16 protein-coding genes and 1 pseudogene are annotated in these 17,214 nt (G+C 53.2%); 3 read left to right on the top strand and 14 right to left on the bottom strand.

The features are described from left to right. Positions 1-2: 2 nt before the first annotated feature. The 3 genes from G7K71_RS09185 to G7K71_RS09175 all read left to right on the top strand — a co-directional run bounded on the left by G7K71_RS09185 (position 3) and on the right by G7K71_RS09175 (position 2,546). Entirely contained in the window at positions 3-632 is a 630-nt protein-coding gene (locus G7K71_RS09185) for an accessory gene regulator ArgB-like protein (protein ID WP_166345505.1), read from the top strand. A 21-nt stretch (positions 633-653) separates the two neighbouring features. Next, a complete protein-coding gene (locus G7K71_RS09180) occupies positions 654-785 on the top strand; it encodes a cyclic lactone autoinducer peptide (protein WP_166345502.1) in 132 nt (43 codons plus the stop codon). A 252-nt stretch (positions 786-1,037) separates the two neighbouring features. Beyond that, on the top strand, positions 1,038-2,546 hold the full coding sequence (locus tag G7K71_RS09175) for a diguanylate cyclase (RefSeq protein WP_166345499.1): 1,509 nt from the start codon (positions 1,038-1,040) through the stop codon (positions 2,544-2,546). Here G7K71_RS09175 and G7K71_RS09170 read toward each other — a convergent pair. The 14 genes and pseudogenes from G7K71_RS09170 to atoS all read right to left on the bottom strand — a co-directional run bounded on the left by G7K71_RS09170 (position 2,543) and on the right by atoS (position 17,127). After that, positions 2,543-4,102, bottom strand: coding sequence for an NAD(P)H-hydrate dehydratase (locus G7K71_RS09170; protein ID WP_166346176.1), 1,560 nt, complete (start codon positions 4,100-4,102; stop codon positions 2,543-2,545). The genes G7K71_RS09175 and G7K71_RS09170 overlap by 4 nt on opposite strands. Positions 4,103-4,116: 14 nt before the next feature. Next, on the bottom strand, positions 4,117-4,527 hold the full coding sequence (gene acpS / locus G7K71_RS09165) for a holo-ACP synthase (protein ID WP_166345496.1): 411 nt from the start codon (positions 4,525-4,527) through the stop codon (positions 4,117-4,119). Between the two features lie 78 nt (positions 4,528-4,605). Then, entirely contained in the window at positions 4,606-4,956 is a 351-nt protein-coding gene (locus G7K71_RS09160; RefSeq protein ID WP_166345493.1) for a hypothetical protein, read from the bottom strand. Between the two features lie 454 nt (positions 4,957-5,410). Continuing rightward, positions 5,411-6,195 (bottom strand): annotated as a pseudogene (locus G7K71_RS09155) (LytR/AlgR family response regulator transcription factor). Further along, on the bottom strand, positions 6,167-7,498 hold the full coding sequence (locus tag G7K71_RS09150; RefSeq protein ID WP_013823864.1) for a histidine kinase: 1,332 nt from the start codon (positions 7,496-7,498) through the stop codon (positions 6,167-6,169). The pseudogene G7K71_RS09155 and the gene G7K71_RS09150 overlap by 29 nt, the downstream one beginning before the upstream one ends. A gap of 301 nt (positions 7,499-7,799) precedes the next feature. Beyond that, the gene (gene acs, locus G7K71_RS09145; RefSeq protein WP_166345490.1) at positions 7,800-9,755 is read right to left on the bottom strand and encodes an acetate--CoA ligase; all 1,956 of its coding nucleotides are present in this window, start codon (positions 9,753-9,755) and stop codon (positions 7,800-7,802) included. A gap of 549 nt (positions 9,756-10,304) precedes the next feature. Further along, positions 10,305-10,718: a CBS domain-containing protein gene (locus G7K71_RS09140; protein ID WP_166345488.1), complete on the bottom strand. Its 414-nt coding sequence runs from the start codon at positions 10,716-10,718 to the stop codon at positions 10,305-10,307. A gap of 38 nt (positions 10,719-10,756) precedes the next feature. Continuing rightward, positions 10,757-11,224 carry a hypothetical protein gene (locus G7K71_RS09135; protein WP_013823867.1) on the bottom strand — a complete coding sequence of 156 codons (468 nt, stop codon included), beginning with the start codon at positions 11,222-11,224 and terminating at the stop codon, positions 10,757-10,759. 111 nt (positions 11,225-11,335) lie between these two features. Continuing rightward, positions 11,336-11,584, bottom strand: a complete 249-nt coding sequence (locus G7K71_RS09130) for a hypothetical protein (protein WP_013823868.1) — start codon at positions 11,582-11,584, stop codon at positions 11,336-11,338. A gap of 1 nt (position 11,585) precedes the next feature. After that, on the bottom strand, positions 11,586-12,761 hold the full coding sequence (locus G7K71_RS09125; RefSeq protein WP_207712827.1) for a sulfite exporter TauE/SafE family protein: 1,176 nt from the start codon (positions 12,759-12,761) through the stop codon (positions 11,586-11,588). Between the two features lies 1 nt (position 12,762). Beyond that, a complete protein-coding gene (locus tag G7K71_RS09120) occupies positions 12,763-13,008 on the bottom strand; it encodes a hypothetical protein (RefSeq protein WP_166345485.1) in 246 nt (81 codons plus the stop codon). 386 nt (positions 13,009-13,394) lie between these two features. Then, the gene (locus G7K71_RS09115) at positions 13,395-13,886 is read right to left on the bottom strand and encodes an HPP family protein (RefSeq protein ID WP_013823871.1); all 492 of its coding nucleotides are present in this window, start codon (positions 13,884-13,886) and stop codon (positions 13,395-13,397) included. Positions 13,887-13,926: 40 nt separating this feature from the next. Then, complete coding sequence (locus G7K71_RS09110; protein WP_207712826.1) at positions 13,927-15,288, bottom strand: sigma-54 dependent transcriptional regulator; 1,362 nt, start codon at positions 15,286-15,288, stop codon at positions 13,927-13,929. A gap of 30 nt (positions 15,289-15,318) precedes the next feature. Next, the gene (atoS, locus tag G7K71_RS09105) at positions 15,319-17,127 is read right to left on the bottom strand and encodes a two-component system sensor histidine kinase AtoS (protein WP_313884943.1); all 1,809 of its coding nucleotides are present in this window, start codon (positions 17,125-17,127) and stop codon (positions 15,319-15,321) included. Positions 17,128-17,214: the final 87 nt, after the last annotated feature.

Here is a 17,214-nt window from a genome sequence, read left to right as displayed (position 1 = left end):
CGATGGTTCGCTTCAATCCCTCCCGGGAATTAGCCGGTTACCTGCGCAAAACCCTGGCGCTGACAGAAGAGCAGGAAGAGGTCGCGGCCTATAGTCTCCTGATCCTCTTTCAAACCGTCATCTCCCTGCTGGGCATATCGCTGGTGGCATGGCTGGCAGGATGCCTGCCGGCCGCCCTGGCAACACTTTTTACAAGCGCCTTTCTGCGCTCTTTTTCCGGCGGCGCCCATTGTACATCGCCCGCACGGTGTACTATTTTAAGTATCCTGACTGTCCCCTTGTTTGGAACGCTGGCAACCAATCTTACACCATTTTTCTCACGCCCTTTACTGGCCCTGGTGGTTCTGGCCGGCGGGGTACTGGCTTTTGCGGTTGTCTGGCGGCTGGCGCCGGTGGATTCCCCGGCCAAGCCCATTACCTCATCACGGGAACGGCAACGTTTTCGCTGGCTCTCATCAGCAGCAGTGTTAGGTATTGTTACGCTTCAACTCGCTCTTCTAGTACTCTCCAGCCCCAACATGGCAATCCTAATCCTGGCTGCCGAAATGGGTATGCTGTGGCAGGTTTTTTCCCTGACCCGTACCGGTCACCGCTTTGTAGCCAGGATAGACAAACTGTTAGAATTCATCTGAGTGGGGAGGTGATCCTGGCAAATGAAGAGGCTATATTTCAGTGCTCTGTCTGCTCTTTTCAGTGTCCTGGCCTTTGTTGCCACGGTCAGTATAAAACCGGCATGCTTCACATGGTTCTACCAACCAGAAATACCTCGCGCCTTAAAAAAGTAACATTTTGTGTATTTAGGAGAGGCTTTTATACCTCTCCTAATACCTTTTGTACAACGGGGAAATGTTATGGTTACATGGAAGGATAAAAGACAAAGAAATATTACAGAGCATATTACCTGTACCCATATCGTATGCATCCTGTTAGCATTATTGGTATTACCGGCTCTATATAATTTTACACCGTGGGAAGCTTACCGTAATTTTTTTTACTTCTCAGTAGTCCTTTCGGCAACAATCGCTTTAATTATCACTTTGTATTTAATCAAAAAATTAACCCTCAAAAGTGAGCCTTACCTGCCTTATGTAGGTGAACTATTTATAATTTGCATTTTACTACCCCTCACCCTTTCCCTGGCCGTAGCCTTTCCGGCAACTAAATTCCTTCTCCTTATACCGGTAATTATCGCCGCTACCACCTGGGGTAAAAAGGTTGGGGTGGCAGTAGCCGCCTTTTCCAGCTGCGTGGTGCTTATCAGCGATTTATTCCCCATCCTGCATCCTTTTTCACCCCGGGCTTTCCAGATAGATCTGGTCAATGCCGGTGTAATCGTCCTGACGGGGTGGTTTATCGGCGGGCTTACGGATATCGAAACCGAAACCAGGAACAGCCTGATCCACCTGGCCAATACCGACGGCCTGACCGGGCTTTACAATCACCGGTACTTCCAGGAAGAACTGCGCCGCCGCCTGACAGAAGCCGAAAAAACCGGCAGGCCTTTAAGCCTGATCATGATGGACATAGACTACTTCAAGTTTTATAACGATGCCTTCGGTCACCAGAAGGGTGATCAAGTCCTGGCCACCATCGGCCGTATACTGGCCCGGCTGGTAAAGGAGCCTTCTTTTGCGGCCCGTTATGGAGGGGAAGAATTTGTAGTAGTTATGCCCGGGGCAACCCGGGAGGCAGCCCGGGAACTGGACGAGCAGATCAAGCGGGAGGTGGCCGGCTTTCCCTTTGAAGGTGCCGAAAACCTGCCGGCAGGCAGGATGACCATCTCCTCGGGCATAGCCTGCTACCCCGGGGACGGTACCACCGCGCGGGAACTGATCCGGGTGGCGGATGACGCCCTTTACCGGGCCAAATACGGCCGGAAAACCCACCTGTACTTCTCCGTGGTGGACGAACTGCGCGCCTTTAGCCACTCGGAAAAAGAGCTCTTTAATTCATTAAAAACCCTTCTTACCATTATCAACGCCAGGGATCGTTATACCTTTGGGCATTCCGAACGGGTGGCCGGTTACGCCGTTGCCCTGGCGGAGAGGATGGGGCTCCCCCCGGATCATGTCAGCCTGCTCCAGTGCGGCGCGTACCTGCATGACATAGGAAAGGTTGAAATACCACCGGAAATACTCAATAAGCCTGATAAACTGGATCCAAAAGAATGGGAGATAGTTAAAAACCACCCCGAGTGGGGTGGCAACATTGTGCAGCCCCTTACCCTGCTCTCGGCCATTGTCCCGCTGATCCGCCACCATCATGAAAACTACGACGGCAGCGGTTATCCCGATGGCCTGGCCGGAGAAGAGATCCCCCTTTTTGCCCGTATTTTGCGGATTGTCGATAGCTTTGACGCCATGACCACAGACCGCCCCTATAAAGAGGCTAAAACCCCTGTAGAAGCATGCATGGTCTTAAAAGAAGAGGCAGGGAAAATGTTTGACCCCCACCTGGTCGAATTATTCACGAAGTTTATCCTGGAGCAGGAGGAAAGAAAGAATTCTATTTCACCTCAATCCCGCCGAAAACCGGCGGCGGGTTAAGATAATATACATTCCACCCGTGATATAGCCGCCGGCAGTAATTCCAGAATATCGCCCGCCAGCAAGCCCCGCATGCCTTTTTCCCGGGCGGCCATGTCCCCGGCCAGGCCGTGCAGGTATGCACCCGCCGCCGCGGCCCGGGGAGCACTCATCCCCTGGGCCAAAAGCCCGGCAATTATCCCGGTAAGGACATCACCGCTGCCTCCAGTGGCCATACCGGGATTGCCGGTGGGATTGATGTAAGTAGTACCGTCGGGGCAGGCGACCAGAGTAGCGGCCCCTTTCAGCAGGGTCACCACGCCCCAGGCCGCCGCCGCTTCCTCCGCCACTGCCAGGCGCCGGGAGCGGACTTCCTCCAGGGGACGCCCCAGCAGGCGGGCCATCTCCCCTTCGTGGGGCGTAACCACCGCGGGCATGGAAATACGGTTCAACAACTGTACATCGCCGGCCAGGGCGTTCAGACCATCGGCATCGATCACGCAGGGCACCCGTAACGCCGGCAACAACTCCCGCACCAGGGCCACTGTTTCCAGGTGCCGGGAAAGACCCGGGCCGATGGCCAGCACATCGGCCCTTTCCAGCAGGGCCAGAATTTCGCTCCGGGCGCTGCGGGCCAGGGTTCCTTCCTGGGTTCCGGACAGTCCGACCGTCATGACTTCCGTCAGCTTTACCGCCATCACATCCTGCAGCTCTGCGGGCACGGCCAGGGTCACCAGCCCCGACCCGGCCCGGGCGGCACCCAGGGCTGCCAGGCAGGCTGCCCCGGTCATACCCCGGGAACCGGCCACCACCAGCACCCGGCCGCAGGACCCCTTGTGAGCCCAGGCGGGCCGGGGAGGCAGCCATTCCCGGACCATTTTTTCAGTGATCAGATAGCGACCGGGTGCACCCTCTTCCAGCAAAAAAGAAGGAATGGAAATATCGGCCACATGCAGTTCCCCAACGTGGCTGCGCCCGGGTTCCTGCACCAGGCCCAGCTTGGGCAGGGCAAAAGTTACGGTGTGGGTGGCCCGCACACAGGGTCCATGCACCTGCCCGGTATCGGCCTCCACCCCGGAGGGTATGTCCACGGCCACCACCGGCTTGCCGCTGGCATTGATGGCCTCAATCACTCCCGCCGCCGGCTCCCGGGCCGCACCTTTAAATCCGGTGCCAAAGATGGCATCTACCACGGCGTGGGCACCTACGAGGAACAGGCGCACCGCATTCAAGTCCTCGCCCCTGGCCACGGGATACACCGGTTGGCCCATCTTCTGCCAGATAGCTAAATTCACTGCCGCATCTCCGGTAATTTCCTCCGGCTTAGCCAGGAGCAAAACCTTGACCTCCGCCCCGGCGTTAAACAGGTGACGGGCCACCACCAGTCCGTCTCCCCCGTTATTACCTTTACCGGCAAAAACGGCCACCCGTTTGCCCGCCACTTCACCCAGCACCTGCTGGACGACCCGTACCACCGCCAGACCGGCATTTTCCATCAACACCAACCCCGGTATGCCGTAATCTTCCATGGCAGTGCGGTCCAGCTCGCGCATCTGCCCTCCGGTAACCACCCGCATGGGAAACACCTCGCTCAATCAGTTAAATCACCAAGGGCCACAGCAAAAGCTACGGCATACGAATCGTCGTGGGAAAGAGTGATCAGAAACTTTTTAATCCCCCGCTCCCGGGCAAGCAGGGCGGCCCGACCGTACAACTGCACCTGCGGGACACCTTGCCTGCCGGGAACTATTTCCACGTTCCGCCAGCTGCAACCCGCAGTTAATCCGGTGCCCAGGGCCTTTAAAACCGCTTCCTTGGCGGCAAAACGGGCTGCGTAACAGGGGTAGGGATCCCGGCGGGCAGCGCAATACCGGCGCTCCTGCCCGGTAAAAACTCTGGTTATAAAGCGTTCCCCAAATTTCACTATCACTTCCCTGATCCTGCCCACGGAAACCAGATCCGAACCAATGCTGCAGATGTTACCTCGCGTATCGCGTTCCATTTTCCCCTTCAAGTCTCCTTCAGTAAATTCCACTCCTTGCTTCTAAATAGTTCTCCTTTAAATGGCAAAACCCTGCCTTTAAAGCCCTTCGCCGTTGTTGCTGAAGGTCCCCCGGAGCTTAAAGTTCACCCATTCGGGGAAAGGAATCCCCGACCGGGCAAAGAACTCGCTCTCTGCAGCCCGCTCATCATCCTTTTCTTTGAGAAATTCCCGCACCGCCCGCCGGGTGAGGGCGTAAAGCTCCTCATCCAGCAGGCCCTGCTCCACTAGCAAAACGCGCAGGGCGAGATTCTCCTCTTCTAAAACCTTAACCCGGCTGAAAAGCTCAATGAACATTAAACGAATTATGTCTCCATCCAGGGGGCGTTGCACGTCGCCCAACAGGTTCCAGATCTTCTGGTCGCTTAACATCTCCCAGACGGCCTGCATCTACATCACCATCCATGCCAGGTTTCCACTCGAGAACAACTTCCTGCCAGTAGTCCTTCAGCATAGTTTTCACAAAAGGACACTTGTTTATACGCCCCACGACCTGCAGGCAGTTGGCTGAGTTATCCCCACTTTCCAACTATCCTGTTTTGGCTCCCGCTCGCTCCGCTGAGCTTCGCGGGCCAAACTAATGCTCGGTTCAAAGCTCCGGCAGGCTTCCCGGCAAATTCGGCATCCTGCCTCAGTTGCCGGCCTCGGGCATCCATGCCCTCGGGCCTGCCTTCGCTTTTCACCTCGCTAAGTTTGGCCGGCCGCTCAGCTCAAGTCGCTCGCTACAGAGCCAAAACAGGGGCTTTAACAAACTAGGGATATTTCAGGGCAGCTGAACACAAAAAAAACGGCATGACCGTGTATAGCCATGCCGTTTTCTCCGATTGCCTGGTATACAGCCTGTTCAAAAACCCAAGATCTTGCGCAACTTCTTTGCCTGGGCCCGGCTCACCGGCACCTCGCGTTTTCCTTGTCATCCACCACCAGGTTGTAAGTGCCGTTAAAGAAGGGCACGATTTCTTTTACCTTGTGGAGGTTTACTATATAGCAGCGGTGGGTGCGGAAAAACATGTTGGGGTTTAAGCGAGCCTCCAATTCCTTTAAGGTGAAACGGGTAAAAAACTTATCGGCGTAAGTTTTAATGTAAATATAATCCTGCTCCGTGAAGGCGTACACAATATCCGACTCGGCAACCAGCACCGTTTTGCCCTGCTTTTCCGCGGGGATACGGTCGATTTTAAATTGACCCGCCCCGTTGCCACCCCGGACGGCCGGCGTAACCAGGTCCTCCTCCGAAGCCGCAGCTTCGGCCGGAGTGATCTCCTGGTATTTTTTCAGCACTTTGTCCACGGCCTTTTTTAACCGGGCCTGATCTACCGGCTTCAAAAGGTAATCCACCGCATTGACCTCAAAGGCCCGCACTGCATATTCATCGTAAGCGGTCACGAAAATCACCTGGGGTTGCCTGGGCAGTTCCTGGATAACCGCTCCCAGCTCAAGACCGCTCATCCCGGGCATGGAAATGTCTAAAAAAAGAACCTGGTAGTCCAGAGCCTTAATCAGAGTCATGGCCTCCTGGGCATTGGTGGCCTCTCCCACAATCTCGATATTTTCAAAGCTGCTCAAGGCGTAACGCAATTCCTGCCGGGCCGGATATTCATCATCTACTATGAGCGCCTTTAACTTCACCTAAATTCCCCTCCCCTTGCCCCAGTTTGCACAATAATGGTACCCGCACATAAACCGACGTTCCGGCATTGGGTGCACTGATAATGCGCAGGCCATAATCTTTGCCAAAAAGGCTCTTTAACCGCTCATGCACATTACTGAGGCCAACACCGTTGCCCGAGCCAACGCCGGGCCGAAGCACCTCGGACAATCTTTCCGGGGGTATACCCACCCCGTCATCTCTAATCACAATCAGCATATCCTCATCCAACCGCTGGGCCGTAATCTGCACCGTACCCTGTCCCGGCTTGGGGAGAATCCCGTGTTTAATGGCATTTTCCACTAAAGGCTGGATGGTAAGTACCGGCACCTGGTAGTCCAGCAGTTCCCGGTCAATATTCCTGATTACCCGCAACTTCTCACGAAACCGCGCTTTTTCCAGAATAAGGTAAGTGTTCAGGTATTCTATTTCTTCCCTTAAAGTGTTGAAATGGCCGTGGCGCTTTAAAGCGTGGCGGAAAAAGGAGGCCAGGCGGATAAGCAGGCGCCGCGCCGTTTCCGGGTTTGTACGGCTGAACATAATGATCGTGTTAAGGGTATTGAATAGAAAATGCGGGTTTATCTGGGCATGAAGGGCGTCCAGCTCCGCTTTGGTCACCAGCTGGGCCTGCCGGTCCAACTCCGCCAGCTCCATCTGCATGCCCAGCAGCTGGGCCAGACCTTCGGCCAGCTTAACCAGGTTCTGGGGGATTTCCCCCGGCTGGGTCCGGTAAAGCTTAATGGTTCCCACAATTTCCTCTTTACACTTAAGAGGGGAAATCACCGCCGACTCCAAAGGACAGTGAGGCACGGGACACTGCAGATCCCGGCCGCTGCGGACCACTTTTAGCTCGCCCGTGGCCAGCACCTCCCGGGTGGCGTCAGTCATGATGGCACCCCCGGGCTGGTGGTGGTCGGACCCGGCACCGATGTAAGCCAGGACTTTCTCCCGGTCAGTGATGGCCACGGCCGCCACGTCGCTGATTTTTTGAATGATCTCCGCGGTTTTTGCCGCCGTCTCCTCGTTTAATCCCCGGCGCAAATAGGGCAGTGTTTCGCTGGCAATCTGGAGGGTGGAATCCAGAGGATGCTGTTCGGTCTTTAAGTTAATTATCTTTTGTTTTTGGATGTAGTCACTGACCACAAAGGCAGCCACGGCATTGACACAGACCATGGCCAGCACCAGCTTCCACGCCAGGGGGTCCCATAAAAGCACAAAACCGGTGGCTAAAAAATTGATCGGCAACCAGCGGGCAATTACCCCCAGGGCCAGTCTCCTCTGCACTACCCTCCCCTCCCTATCATGTTTTTTAACAATTCACAACATTTTTAAGATAAAAAATTTATTAACCGGTTAACTTTATTATATAAATTCCACACTAAAATGTCTATTCCTTCATAAAGAAAAAAACCGGCCGGCAGGCCGGAAAAAAGCGGGCGCCGCCAGTGCCCGCTGTTTACTGCTATCGCAAAAAATAAATGGACCCGCCGGACGGCGGGCGGAGGTAATGCCCAAGTATTCACTTAAACCGCCCCCGCAGGCGGAAGCGCTGGCATAACCGCCGCCCGGCAGGCCCAAATTACATTTAGCTTTCCTGTGATTCGTACTGTTCCTTAATTTGTGCCACCACCGAGGGATCTGCCAGGGTGGTGGTATCTCCCAGCACCCGGCCCTCGGCGATATCCCGCAGCAGGCGCCGCATGATCTTACCACTGCGGGTCTTGGGCAGTTCAGCGGTGAAGAATATATCCTCCGGCCGGGCCAGGGCGCCGATCTTCTTAACCACGTGGGCTTTTAATTCATCAATCAGTTGAGGTGTTCCCTGGATTCCTTCCTTCAGAGTAACGAAGGCGCTTACGGCCTGACCTTTTACCTCGTGGGCTTTACCGATAACAGCAGCCTCGGCCACTGCCGGGTGATCCACCAGGGCGCTCTCAATTTCCATGGTCCCCAGGCGGTGCCCGCTGACGTTAATCACGTCATCCACCCGGCCCATGATCCAGAAGTAGCCGTCCTCATCCCACCTGGCCCCGTCACCGGTGAAGTACATATTCTCGAACCGGCTCCAGTACTGGGCCACGTAACGGTCGGGATCGCCGTAAATGGTACGCAGCATGGCCGGCCAGGGGGACTTGAGGACCAGGTAGCCGCCGCTGCCCAGGGGTACATCCTTGCCGGTATTATCCACCACGGCGGCCTCTACACCCGGGAAGGGTATGGTAGCGGAACCGGGCTTTAAGGTGGTAACACCCGGCAGCGGTGAAATCAGAATCATGCCGGTTTCCGTCTGCCACCAGGTATCCACAATGGGGCAGCGCTCGTTGCCGATGTACTTGTAGTACCACATCCAGGCCTCGGGGTTAATGGGCTCACCCACCGTACCCAGCAGGCGCAGGCTGGAGAGGTCGCGCCTGGCGGGCCACTCGGTACCCCACTTCATGAACGCCCGGATGGCCGTGGGAGCAGTGTACAGGATGTTGATGCGATACTTTTCCACAATGGCCCAGAAGCGGTCCCTTTCCGGCCAGTCGGGGCTGCCCTCGTACATTACCGTGGTACAGCCGTTGGCCAGGGGACCGTAAACAATGTAGGAGTGTCCGGTCACCCAGCCGATGTCGGCGGTGCACCAGTAAATGTCATCGTCCTTAATATCAAAGATCATCCGGTGGGTGGTGGAAACTCCAACCAGGTAGCCGCCGGTGGTATGCACTACGCCCTTGGGCTTGCCGGTGGTACCGCTGGTATAAAGAATGTACAGCATATCCTCGGCGTCCATGTGCTCCGGCTCGCAGCCGATAGGCGCACTGGCCATCATTTCATGCCACCAGTAATCGCGCCCCTGTACGAAGTTAACGTCCTGGCCGGTGCGTTTAACCATGAGCACCTTTTCCACAGTGGGGCATTCGGCCAGCGCATCGTCACAGTTCTTCTTCAAGGGTACAATGCCGCCCCGGCGCCAGCCGCCGTCGGCGGTAATGACCAGCTTGGCCTGGCAGTCGTTAATGCGGTCCCGCAAGGATTCGGCGCTGAAACCGCCAAACACAACACTGTGGGGGGCACCGATGCGGGCGCAGGCCAGCATGGCAATGGGCAACTCGGGAATCATGGGCAGGTAAATGGTCACCCGGTCCCCCCGCCGGACGCCCAGCTCTTTAAGCACATTGGCGCATTTGGTTACTTCCCGGTACAGGTCCTGGTAGGTTAACACGCGGTCGTCCCCGGGCTCCCCTTCCCAGATGATGGCCGCCTTGGTCTTCCGCCAGGTGTTCAGGTGGCGGTCGATGCAGTTATAAGAAACGTTCAATTTGCCGTTTACAAACCACTTGAAGAAGGGAGCGTTGCTGGTATCCAGTACTTTGTCCCACTTCTGGAACCAGTCCAGGTTTTCGGCCTGTTTGGCCCAGAAAGCCTCGCGATCTATCTTCGCCTCTTCATATGGGGAGGTATCTTTTACCAACGCCTTCTCGACAAAATATGCCGGCGGCGGGAATGTCCGCTCTTCCTTTAACAACGCCTCAAGGACCTTATCTTCATTGGCCATAAAAACAAGACCTCCTTTTTCTTTTTCTGATAATGTTAATTCTCCCCAACTGGAACCAAGATCCCAGCATCACCCCCGTCTTAAGCCAGCGCCAGTGTTTTCTTCTCTGCAAAAGATTTTACACTACAACTGAACAAATTTTAAGAATTTTAAGTCCAATTGCCCAAATTATAGCTCCAGCGTGTTTTTAAATAATGTAAATGGCAAAAAGTGAACCCCCGGGTGCAGCGTTCGCCGTTGGCGGGCAAAAATAAACACTCTGCCCCGGACCCCAGGACAGAGTGGAAAAATGTTTTCAGCGTGCCGGTTTCCCAACCAATGAACAAACATTCACCGTGCTCTTCCATCCGTTCGGCGGCCCATACTGCAGGCTAAAAGCGCGTCTTCCGCCAATGCCTGCCTGGATGACGGCGTTAGCGCCTGAAAAGGCCGCCTAATTCAGACGGTGATTTAGCGAGCACACTTCTCAGGCCATATCCTCCAGGATCTCGCCAATGAGCCAGAACAGGTCAATAGTCCGCACAACACCACACAAGTTATCCCCGGCCATTACCGGTATAGAATTGACTTTTTTTTCAACATTACCAGCGCGGCTTCCCATAGAGCCGCATTCTCATTGACGCAGGCTACTTCCACAGGCCTCATTACTTCTTTAACCGTGACAAATTGCTGCTTCCAGCAAGCGGGCAGGAAAAAAAGACCTGCCGGATCGCCTTTTAACAGGTCATCCAGGAGAGCCTGGAAGTGCAGGGCCCTCAAGAGCCCCCGCACGGTAAGGATGCCTACCGCCTTCTTCTGGCGATTGTAAACCAGGGCAGATTCAAAGCCGATCCAGGTGCCGTCTTTACCGCGAAAATAATCGCGCAGCAATTTAAAGGCGGACAAAGCGTCGGCATCTTCGTGCAAGACCGGAAATTCTTCTGCGGGAACCATAATTTCACGCACCCTCAAACGAAGGGGCATGGCGTCCGCACCTCTCCCCCGGGGAGCTCTGCTCCAGGTTACCCTGTTTTTGCCGCCTGGATTTTTCGAATATAATCGCTGGTCACCAGGATAAATTCTGTCAGCACCCCGGCAATTTCCTCGATGGTTGATAAATCCACCTTCTCCTTGTCCACGGGAAAACACATTTTAAACCGGTACCTGCCCGTTTGTTCCATACTTGGAGACTCCCGTTCCAACCGGAAGCCCAGGCGGCGCTCCATTTCGGACTGGTAGTTAAGAAGCGGCAGGTAAAGGCTGTGTTTATGGCCATCCAGTACAACTTCACCCATAAGGATTTTACGCCCGGAATAAATTCCTGTCCGCGGCTGAGTACGGCACAGGCGGTAGAAAACATCCTGCAGGCCGGGCATCACCAGGCACAGGGCCGAACTTCTCGCTTTCCCCCAGCGGGCCGCAGAAACGCATTTAACCGCTATTCCCCGTTGCAAAAGATTTTGTTCTATCCGCCGGCAAATTTCATTCAAAAGAACTCCCCAGTCCTGATTGGCGTGCAGAGAAGTTCCCTCCCTCTCCTCCAGGTAATGCAGGAGGGGAGTGTTACCTCCCCCCAGTCCTGGCCTTCATCAATAAAGATCTTAAACAATGCTCAGCACAAACAGCAGGCAGGTTGACAGAGCGGCTCCAAGTACAATAACCGGCCACAAACTGCCTTTTTCTTCGTCATGGTCCCCGGCACGATATAACTCGATCCGGGCAAAAGATTCCTCCAGATACTCTAAAAGAGAAGGGTCGTAATCCGGGGTCGGTTTGCTCTGGCGCGACGGCAAAGCTTCCTCACCAAGGTATTCCTCCCGCGAAAGACAACCGGCCCTGCCGTCCTGCATACTAAATCCTCCCTTCACCAACCGCTACAACGGTTTCCTCTTCAATTTTGAGTTTTCTCCTGCTCTGCCACATGTTGCCTAAAATAATCACTCCGCCTGTGGCCAGGGCTATACACATAATGACGAAACTTGTACTTGTCAGCATTTTCACAGTATCTTCGCCCAGCTTTAAAACACCCAGCTGGTGCAGGTAGGTGGGAACGGCTATGGCCCTGCTGATGGAAACAATCAGCATTATGGTGGCCATGACCAATTTGATCATATATTCCTTGACGTAAGTCGTACCCACAGCTCCCAACTGCACTCCAATTAAGGAACCGGCTAGAATGAGAAGGGTCATCCTGATATCTACAAAGCCACCCAATGCCCAGGTTAAGGTACCTGTTAACCCCATGACGAAGGCAACCACCAGCTCAGTAGCGCTGGCCACAATGGGCGGTACGCCCAGCAAGTAAATCATGCCCGGAACACCGATAAAACCACCTACGGCTATTGTTGCCGCCAGCATACCGGTACCCAGGCCCAGAGGGACGATGACCCAGAAAGAAACTCTGGTGTTGGCCACATTGAAGTTTATTACCGGCGGGAGCGAGAACTTCTTAATTTTTTCCGCAAGCCCGGAAGTCGTATCCTCCCTCTTTATATGCATTGCTTTTCTGGCATCATAAAGCATATACAAACCTAAAAGAGTAAGAACGGACACAAACGCCAGGCTTACGTAAAGGTTTGAACCGGCCGCACCCCATTTGGCAAAAATTAATTTTTGAATGCGTATCCCTATTTGCACGCCAATTACCGCCGAAATGGCCATAATCAGACCCAGCTTGATATCCACCTGACCATACTTGTAACGCTTGTAGGCTCCCACCATAGCCTTGGGAAACTTGTGACACATATTGCTGGCCACGGCGATGGCCGCCGGCGCACCCAAACTCATCATGCCGGGAGTCAGCACAAAGGCTCCTCCGGACCCAATAAAGCCGCTGATCAGCCCCCCCAGAAAGCCCAGGACTATCAGGTAAAGCATCCCAAAGGCGTCAAGCCGGACAAACTGCTTAACCACATCGCCCGAGCCAAGCACTTCCCCGGCTGCTTCACCCACAGAGGGAATGGAAAGCAAAAACAATGCCCCGAGGGCTGCCAGGCTCCAGCGCATTATTCTTTTACGGCGCTCCATCTTAATGCACCCCTTTCTTTAAAGGCTTGATATCAAACATTTCCAGGAGATAATTCGCAAAAGAACCGTGAATGATGGAAAAAGTTATAGCTGTTATGATAACGCCTGCGGCAGCCAGGCCCCCTCCCCGGGAAAAGTAACTGGTCACGGTATGTTCGTTTAGAAAAACTAAAAGATACGCCGCTAAAGTAATAATCCCCCAGGTAATTACATGCCTGACAGTTTTCCCCTGATTATTTTTTTTCATAAGTTATCTACCTCCCCCTCCGGGAAATGCTTTCATTTGGAACAGCAAATGAGCTACTCGATTTTGCCCCTCACCTCCTTAAAAACCGAAACTTTTTTGTGATCAATGGTGCAAAGCCTGTGCCTTTAGGCACAAAAAAAAGGCCCGTAATTTCAAGGCCCCACAGAGTTGTCTTAATTTTCCGACTGATTAAATCATGGTCAGCTGTTGAACTCTTCAACATAAAACTTTTCAACCGGGATTTCATGCCCCAACGCCGGACTTCTCCCACCCGCCGGCCGGACCGCCGTCCTTTCGTAATGTTGATTTTTTCAACAAGCTGCTTGAGAATGTGTGTGCAATATCATGTTCAGGAAAGTGGTGGGATAAAAATTTTTCATGCTTTTTTACTGCTGATAGTAATCACTCAACACTTTAAACACATCTACGATACGTACAACACCCAGCAGGCGCCCCCGGTCCAAAACGGGCAGGGAATTAACACTGTACTTTAAAAAAGCGCGAACCACGTCCAAAAGATCATCATCAGCCTGTACCGTAGCCACCTTATAAGGTCGCATTATATCCCGGACCCGCATGCGAGAACCCTCTTTCAATTTTTGTAAAAAATACCAGCTCCATGACTCTGATTTAAACAGGGGATCTTTAAGTAGTTCATACAATCCGACTGCCGTCAGAATACCGCGCAGAGTTAAAATACCGCTTAGATTCCCGTTTTGGTCCAGTACAACCAGAATACGGCTACCGTGCCACGGCCTTCCTTCAAGGTGGAGGGATTGCCTCAAAGCCTGAATGCCCTCGTGAAGGGTGGCATCCTCGGTAATAGTGGTAAACTGCTCAATCGGAATCATAATTTCCCGGGCTTTTCGCGGAAGCATGGGTAGTCCCCCCTGGTAAATCAAGGAAGCAAACAGGATCTTAATCGATAATACCCAGTTCTTTCATTTTTAAATAAAGCGAACTCCGGTTCATCTTCAGCGCCTGGGCGGCCGCGGAACGGTTCCAGTTATGCTCCTCCAGGGCCTGCAGAATGATCTCCCGCTCCACTTCGGCGATCATTTCTTTAAAGGAATCCCCGCTCAAACCCTTTAACCAGTGCAGGCGCCGGGAACTTTTGCGGATGTTGCGGGGCAGGTCCTCCACCGTTAGCAGGGGACCGGTGGACATCAATACGGCCCGCTCGCAAACATTTTTCAATTCCCGCACGTTGCCCGGCCAGTCATATTCCAGCAGCAGTTTCATGGCCTGGTCCGTAAACCCGGTCACCTGTTTTTTGTACTCGGCGTTGCAGAGTTTAATCATATGTTCAACCAGCACGGGAATGTCATCCTTGCGCTCCCTCAAAGGCGGCAGGTAGATATCCACCACGTTCAGGCGGTAAAACAGGTCCTCCCGGAAAGTACCTTCGGCAATGCAATTTTCCAGGTCCTTATTGGTGGCGGCAATAATGCGTACGTCCACCTTGATGGTTTCGGTGCCTCCCAGGCGCTCAAATTCCCGCTCCTGGATGACGCGGAGCAGCTTGGCCTGGAGGCTCAAGGACATCTCCCCGATTTCATCGAAAAAAATAGTTCCCCGCTGAGCCAGCTCAAATTTGCCCGGCTTTGATGTTATCGCGCCGGTAAAGGCGCCCTTTTCATAACCGAACATTTCACTCTCCAGGAGATTCTCGGGTATGGAGGCACAGTTGATTTTAATAAAAGGCTTATCGCGCCGGTCGCTGTTGTAATGTATCGCCCTGGCCACAAGTTCTTTACCGGTACCGCTTTCGCCGCGGATAAGCACCGTGGCATTGGAATTGGCCACCCTTCCGATAGCCTTGTACACTTTTTGCATCTCCGGGGATAACCCAATCATGACATCAGCCCGCTCAATAACATCCCGGGCGGTCAAGGAGGGGGTTTTTCGCATCAGCCTCTTAACCTCTGTGGCTTTTTTAACCGTTTCAATAAGTTCATTAACCTGAAGAGGTTTTAAAAGGTAGTCGAAAGCACCCATCTTCATGGCTTCGATGGTACTTTGGGTGGAACCGTAAGCCGTGATGAGAATAATGGGAGTATCCTGCCCCTTTAAGCGCACCAGTTCCAGGACCTTGATCCCGTCTACTTCCGGCATGCGGATATCCATTATTACCGTTGCCGGATCAAGCGTGGTTATTTTTTCTAACCCCTCCCGGCCGTCCCGTGCCGTCTCCACACGATAACCGTAGTCGGTAAGAATGTCTTTAAGGCTTTGCCGTACGCTCTCTTCATCGTCGACAATTAAAATCAAATCTTCCATCACTTTCACCTCTAAGCAAACACAATCCTGCTATGCCCTGAGATAGACGGTAAACCTGGTTCCCTTGCCCACTTCGCTCTCCACTTCTATCTGCCCGCCATGGGCCTGTACGATCTCGTAGGCAATGGCCAGCCCCAGGCCGGTCCCCTTCGGCCTGGTGGAATAAAATGGGTCAAAAAGGTGGGCCAGGTTCTCTTTGGGTATGCCGCACCCGGTATCGGCAATAGTCATCGCCACCTGGTGCCGGTCGGGCAGGTAAGCGGTGGTTATGGATATGGTGCCACCTTCGGGCATAGCCTGGATGGCGTTAAAGATTATATTGACCACTACCCTTTCCATTTGTTCTGCGTCCATCCAGACCGGCGGCAGGTCGGTACTCAGATCGAGCAGAAGGTTATATTTGCCGTGATGCATCTCCCGGAAGAATTCAGTCAATTCGCGAATCAGGACATTTAGATCGCGCTGTACCAGCCGGGCCTCTGCAGGTTTGGTAAAGTACAACAGCTGCTCCACAATGTAGTCCAGGCGGGCAATTTCACGCTGAATGGTAGCCAGCGCCTGAGCATTTGGCTGATTATTTTGCAGCCAGTGCTGGATATAGCAACTAATGGAAGTCAACGGGTTGCGGATCTCATGGGCAACACCGGTAACCAGCTTCCCTAAGGCGGCAAGACGTTCCTGGCGCCGCACTTTCTCCTCCAGGCGCATACGTTCGGTCAGGTCCCGACAATTGATCACGGCCCCCAGGAGCTGACCGGAAGCAGTTTTTAAAGGCAAAATGCTCAACAGCAATTGACGGGAATTTTTTTGACCGTTGCTCCAGTTCAGCATCAAATCGCGAAACGCTTTTTCTTCTTTTAATGTCCGTTGCAGGTAATCCATCAGGGGTGAGTTCTTGGGAAAAAGCTCGTTAATCATACGGCCTTTAATCCCTTCCGGCAGGGCGAAAAGTTCCCGGGCCAGGTTATTGGCCAGTACCACCTTACCCCCGGCATTGACTACCACGATGGCTTCGTCAATCACGGCCAGCATGGTCTCGGTGTACAGGTTCAACTCGGCAATGCGACGGGCAAAACCGTTAATCCCCTCTACAATCTCGCCAAGCTCACCGTGGGCTTCAGGCATTGTTTTGGTAAGATCTTCTTCCAGGGTTTTCAATCCCTGCCTGATGAACCGCACCTGCATTACCAGGTCACGGAATATATATATGGCCCCTCCAAAACCCGTAAGCACCACAACGGCAATTGCCGAATAGGCAATCATTTCGATATGGCGCCGTTTGCCGTAGTAACCCACTTCCGAAAGGTATTCGGCCGAACGGATCACACCTTCCACTTTCCCGTTGCGGGTGAATGGACGGTAAATTTCAATAATCCCACCTTCTTCAGGACCTAAATTTTGCACCATGCTTTTCCTGTGGGCCATGGTATCCTCAAAGGCCTTTTTACGCCGCAGGGAAAAATTTTCATCGAAACGACTGGTACCATCAAAAAAAACATGAAGTGGTGCATAATACAATCCGATATGCACTTCAGGATACTCACGCCTAACACTGTTAATCTTTTCATTAACAAAATTACCCAGGGCTATTATTTTTTCCTGTCGAGACTTATCTACCAGACCCTTGTTGACCAGATAATCATCCAGGCTGACAGTCAAGTTCTGGTCAAGCAAATAAGCCGCCTGGTTCAGCTTCGCCTTCTGGTGTTCCAGAAGGGAGAGCTCGCTGTTTTTGATAATATGCATCATGTAGACGGTAAGAAAAACGGGCAGTACCAGCAGCAGGGTTACCAGAAACAATATACGGTTGCCGTAAAAAAATCTGTGCAATGATCCCACCTCTAATAACGGGAATGGGTTTTAACTTAATTGTAATACCGGATAATCCACTTTTGGAAGTGAAAAACTTCCCACTAAAAGACGTAA

This window comes from Desulfofundulus sp. TPOSR (assembly GCF_011393055.1).
In the GTDB taxonomy this organism is placed as follows: domain Bacteria; phylum Bacillota; class Desulfotomaculia; order Desulfotomaculales; family Desulfovirgulaceae; genus Desulfofundulus; species Desulfofundulus kuznetsovii.
This window is presented reverse-complemented; position numbering and strand designations above follow the sequence as displayed.

Bases quoted from the DNA above. Each gene is read 5' to 3' on its own strand.
- G7K71_RS09185 (WP_166345505.1), top strand. From the start codon at position 3: ATGGTTCGCTTCAATCCCTCCCGGGAATTAGCCGGTTACCTGCGCAAA.
- G7K71_RS09170 (WP_166346176.1), bottom strand. From the start codon at position 4,102: ATGCGGGTGGTTACCGGAGGGCAGATGCGCGAGCTGGACCGCACTGCC.
- acpS (WP_166345496.1), bottom strand. From the start codon at position 4,527: ATGGAACGCGATACGCGAGGTAACATCTGCAGCATTGGTTCGGATCTG.
- G7K71_RS09120 (WP_166345485.1), bottom strand. From the start codon at position 13,008: ATGAAAAAAAATAATCAGGGGAAAACTGTCAGGCATGTAATTACCTGG.
- G7K71_RS09140 (WP_166345488.1), bottom strand. From the start codon at position 10,718: ATGCCCCTTCGTTTGAGGGTGCGTGAAATTATGGTTCCCGCAGAAGAA.
- G7K71_RS09160 (WP_166345493.1), bottom strand. From the start codon at position 4,956: ATGCAGGCCGTCTGGGAGATGTTAAGCGACCAGAAGATCTGGAACCTG.
- acs (WP_166345490.1), bottom strand. From the start codon at position 9,755: ATGGCCAATGAAGATAAGGTCCTTGAGGCGTTGTTAAAGGAAGAGCGG.
- G7K71_RS09115 (WP_013823871.1), bottom strand. From the start codon at position 13,886: ATGCTTCCGCGAAAAGCCCGGGAAATTATGATTCCGATTGAGCAGTTT.
- G7K71_RS09180 (WP_166345502.1), top strand. From the start codon at position 654: ATGAAGAGGCTATATTTCAGTGCTCTGTCTGCTCTTTTCAGTGTCCTG.
- G7K71_RS09130 (WP_013823868.1), bottom strand. From the start codon at position 11,584: ATGCAGGACGGCAGGGCCGGTTGTCTTTCGCGGGAGGAATACCTTGGT.
- G7K71_RS09125 (WP_207712827.1), bottom strand. From the start codon at position 12,761: ATGGAGCGCCGTAAAAGAATAATGCGCTGGAGCCTGGCAGCCCTCGGG.
- G7K71_RS09110 (WP_207712826.1), bottom strand. From the start codon at position 15,288: ATGGAAGATTTGATTTTAATTGTCGACGATGAAGAGAGCGTACGGCAA.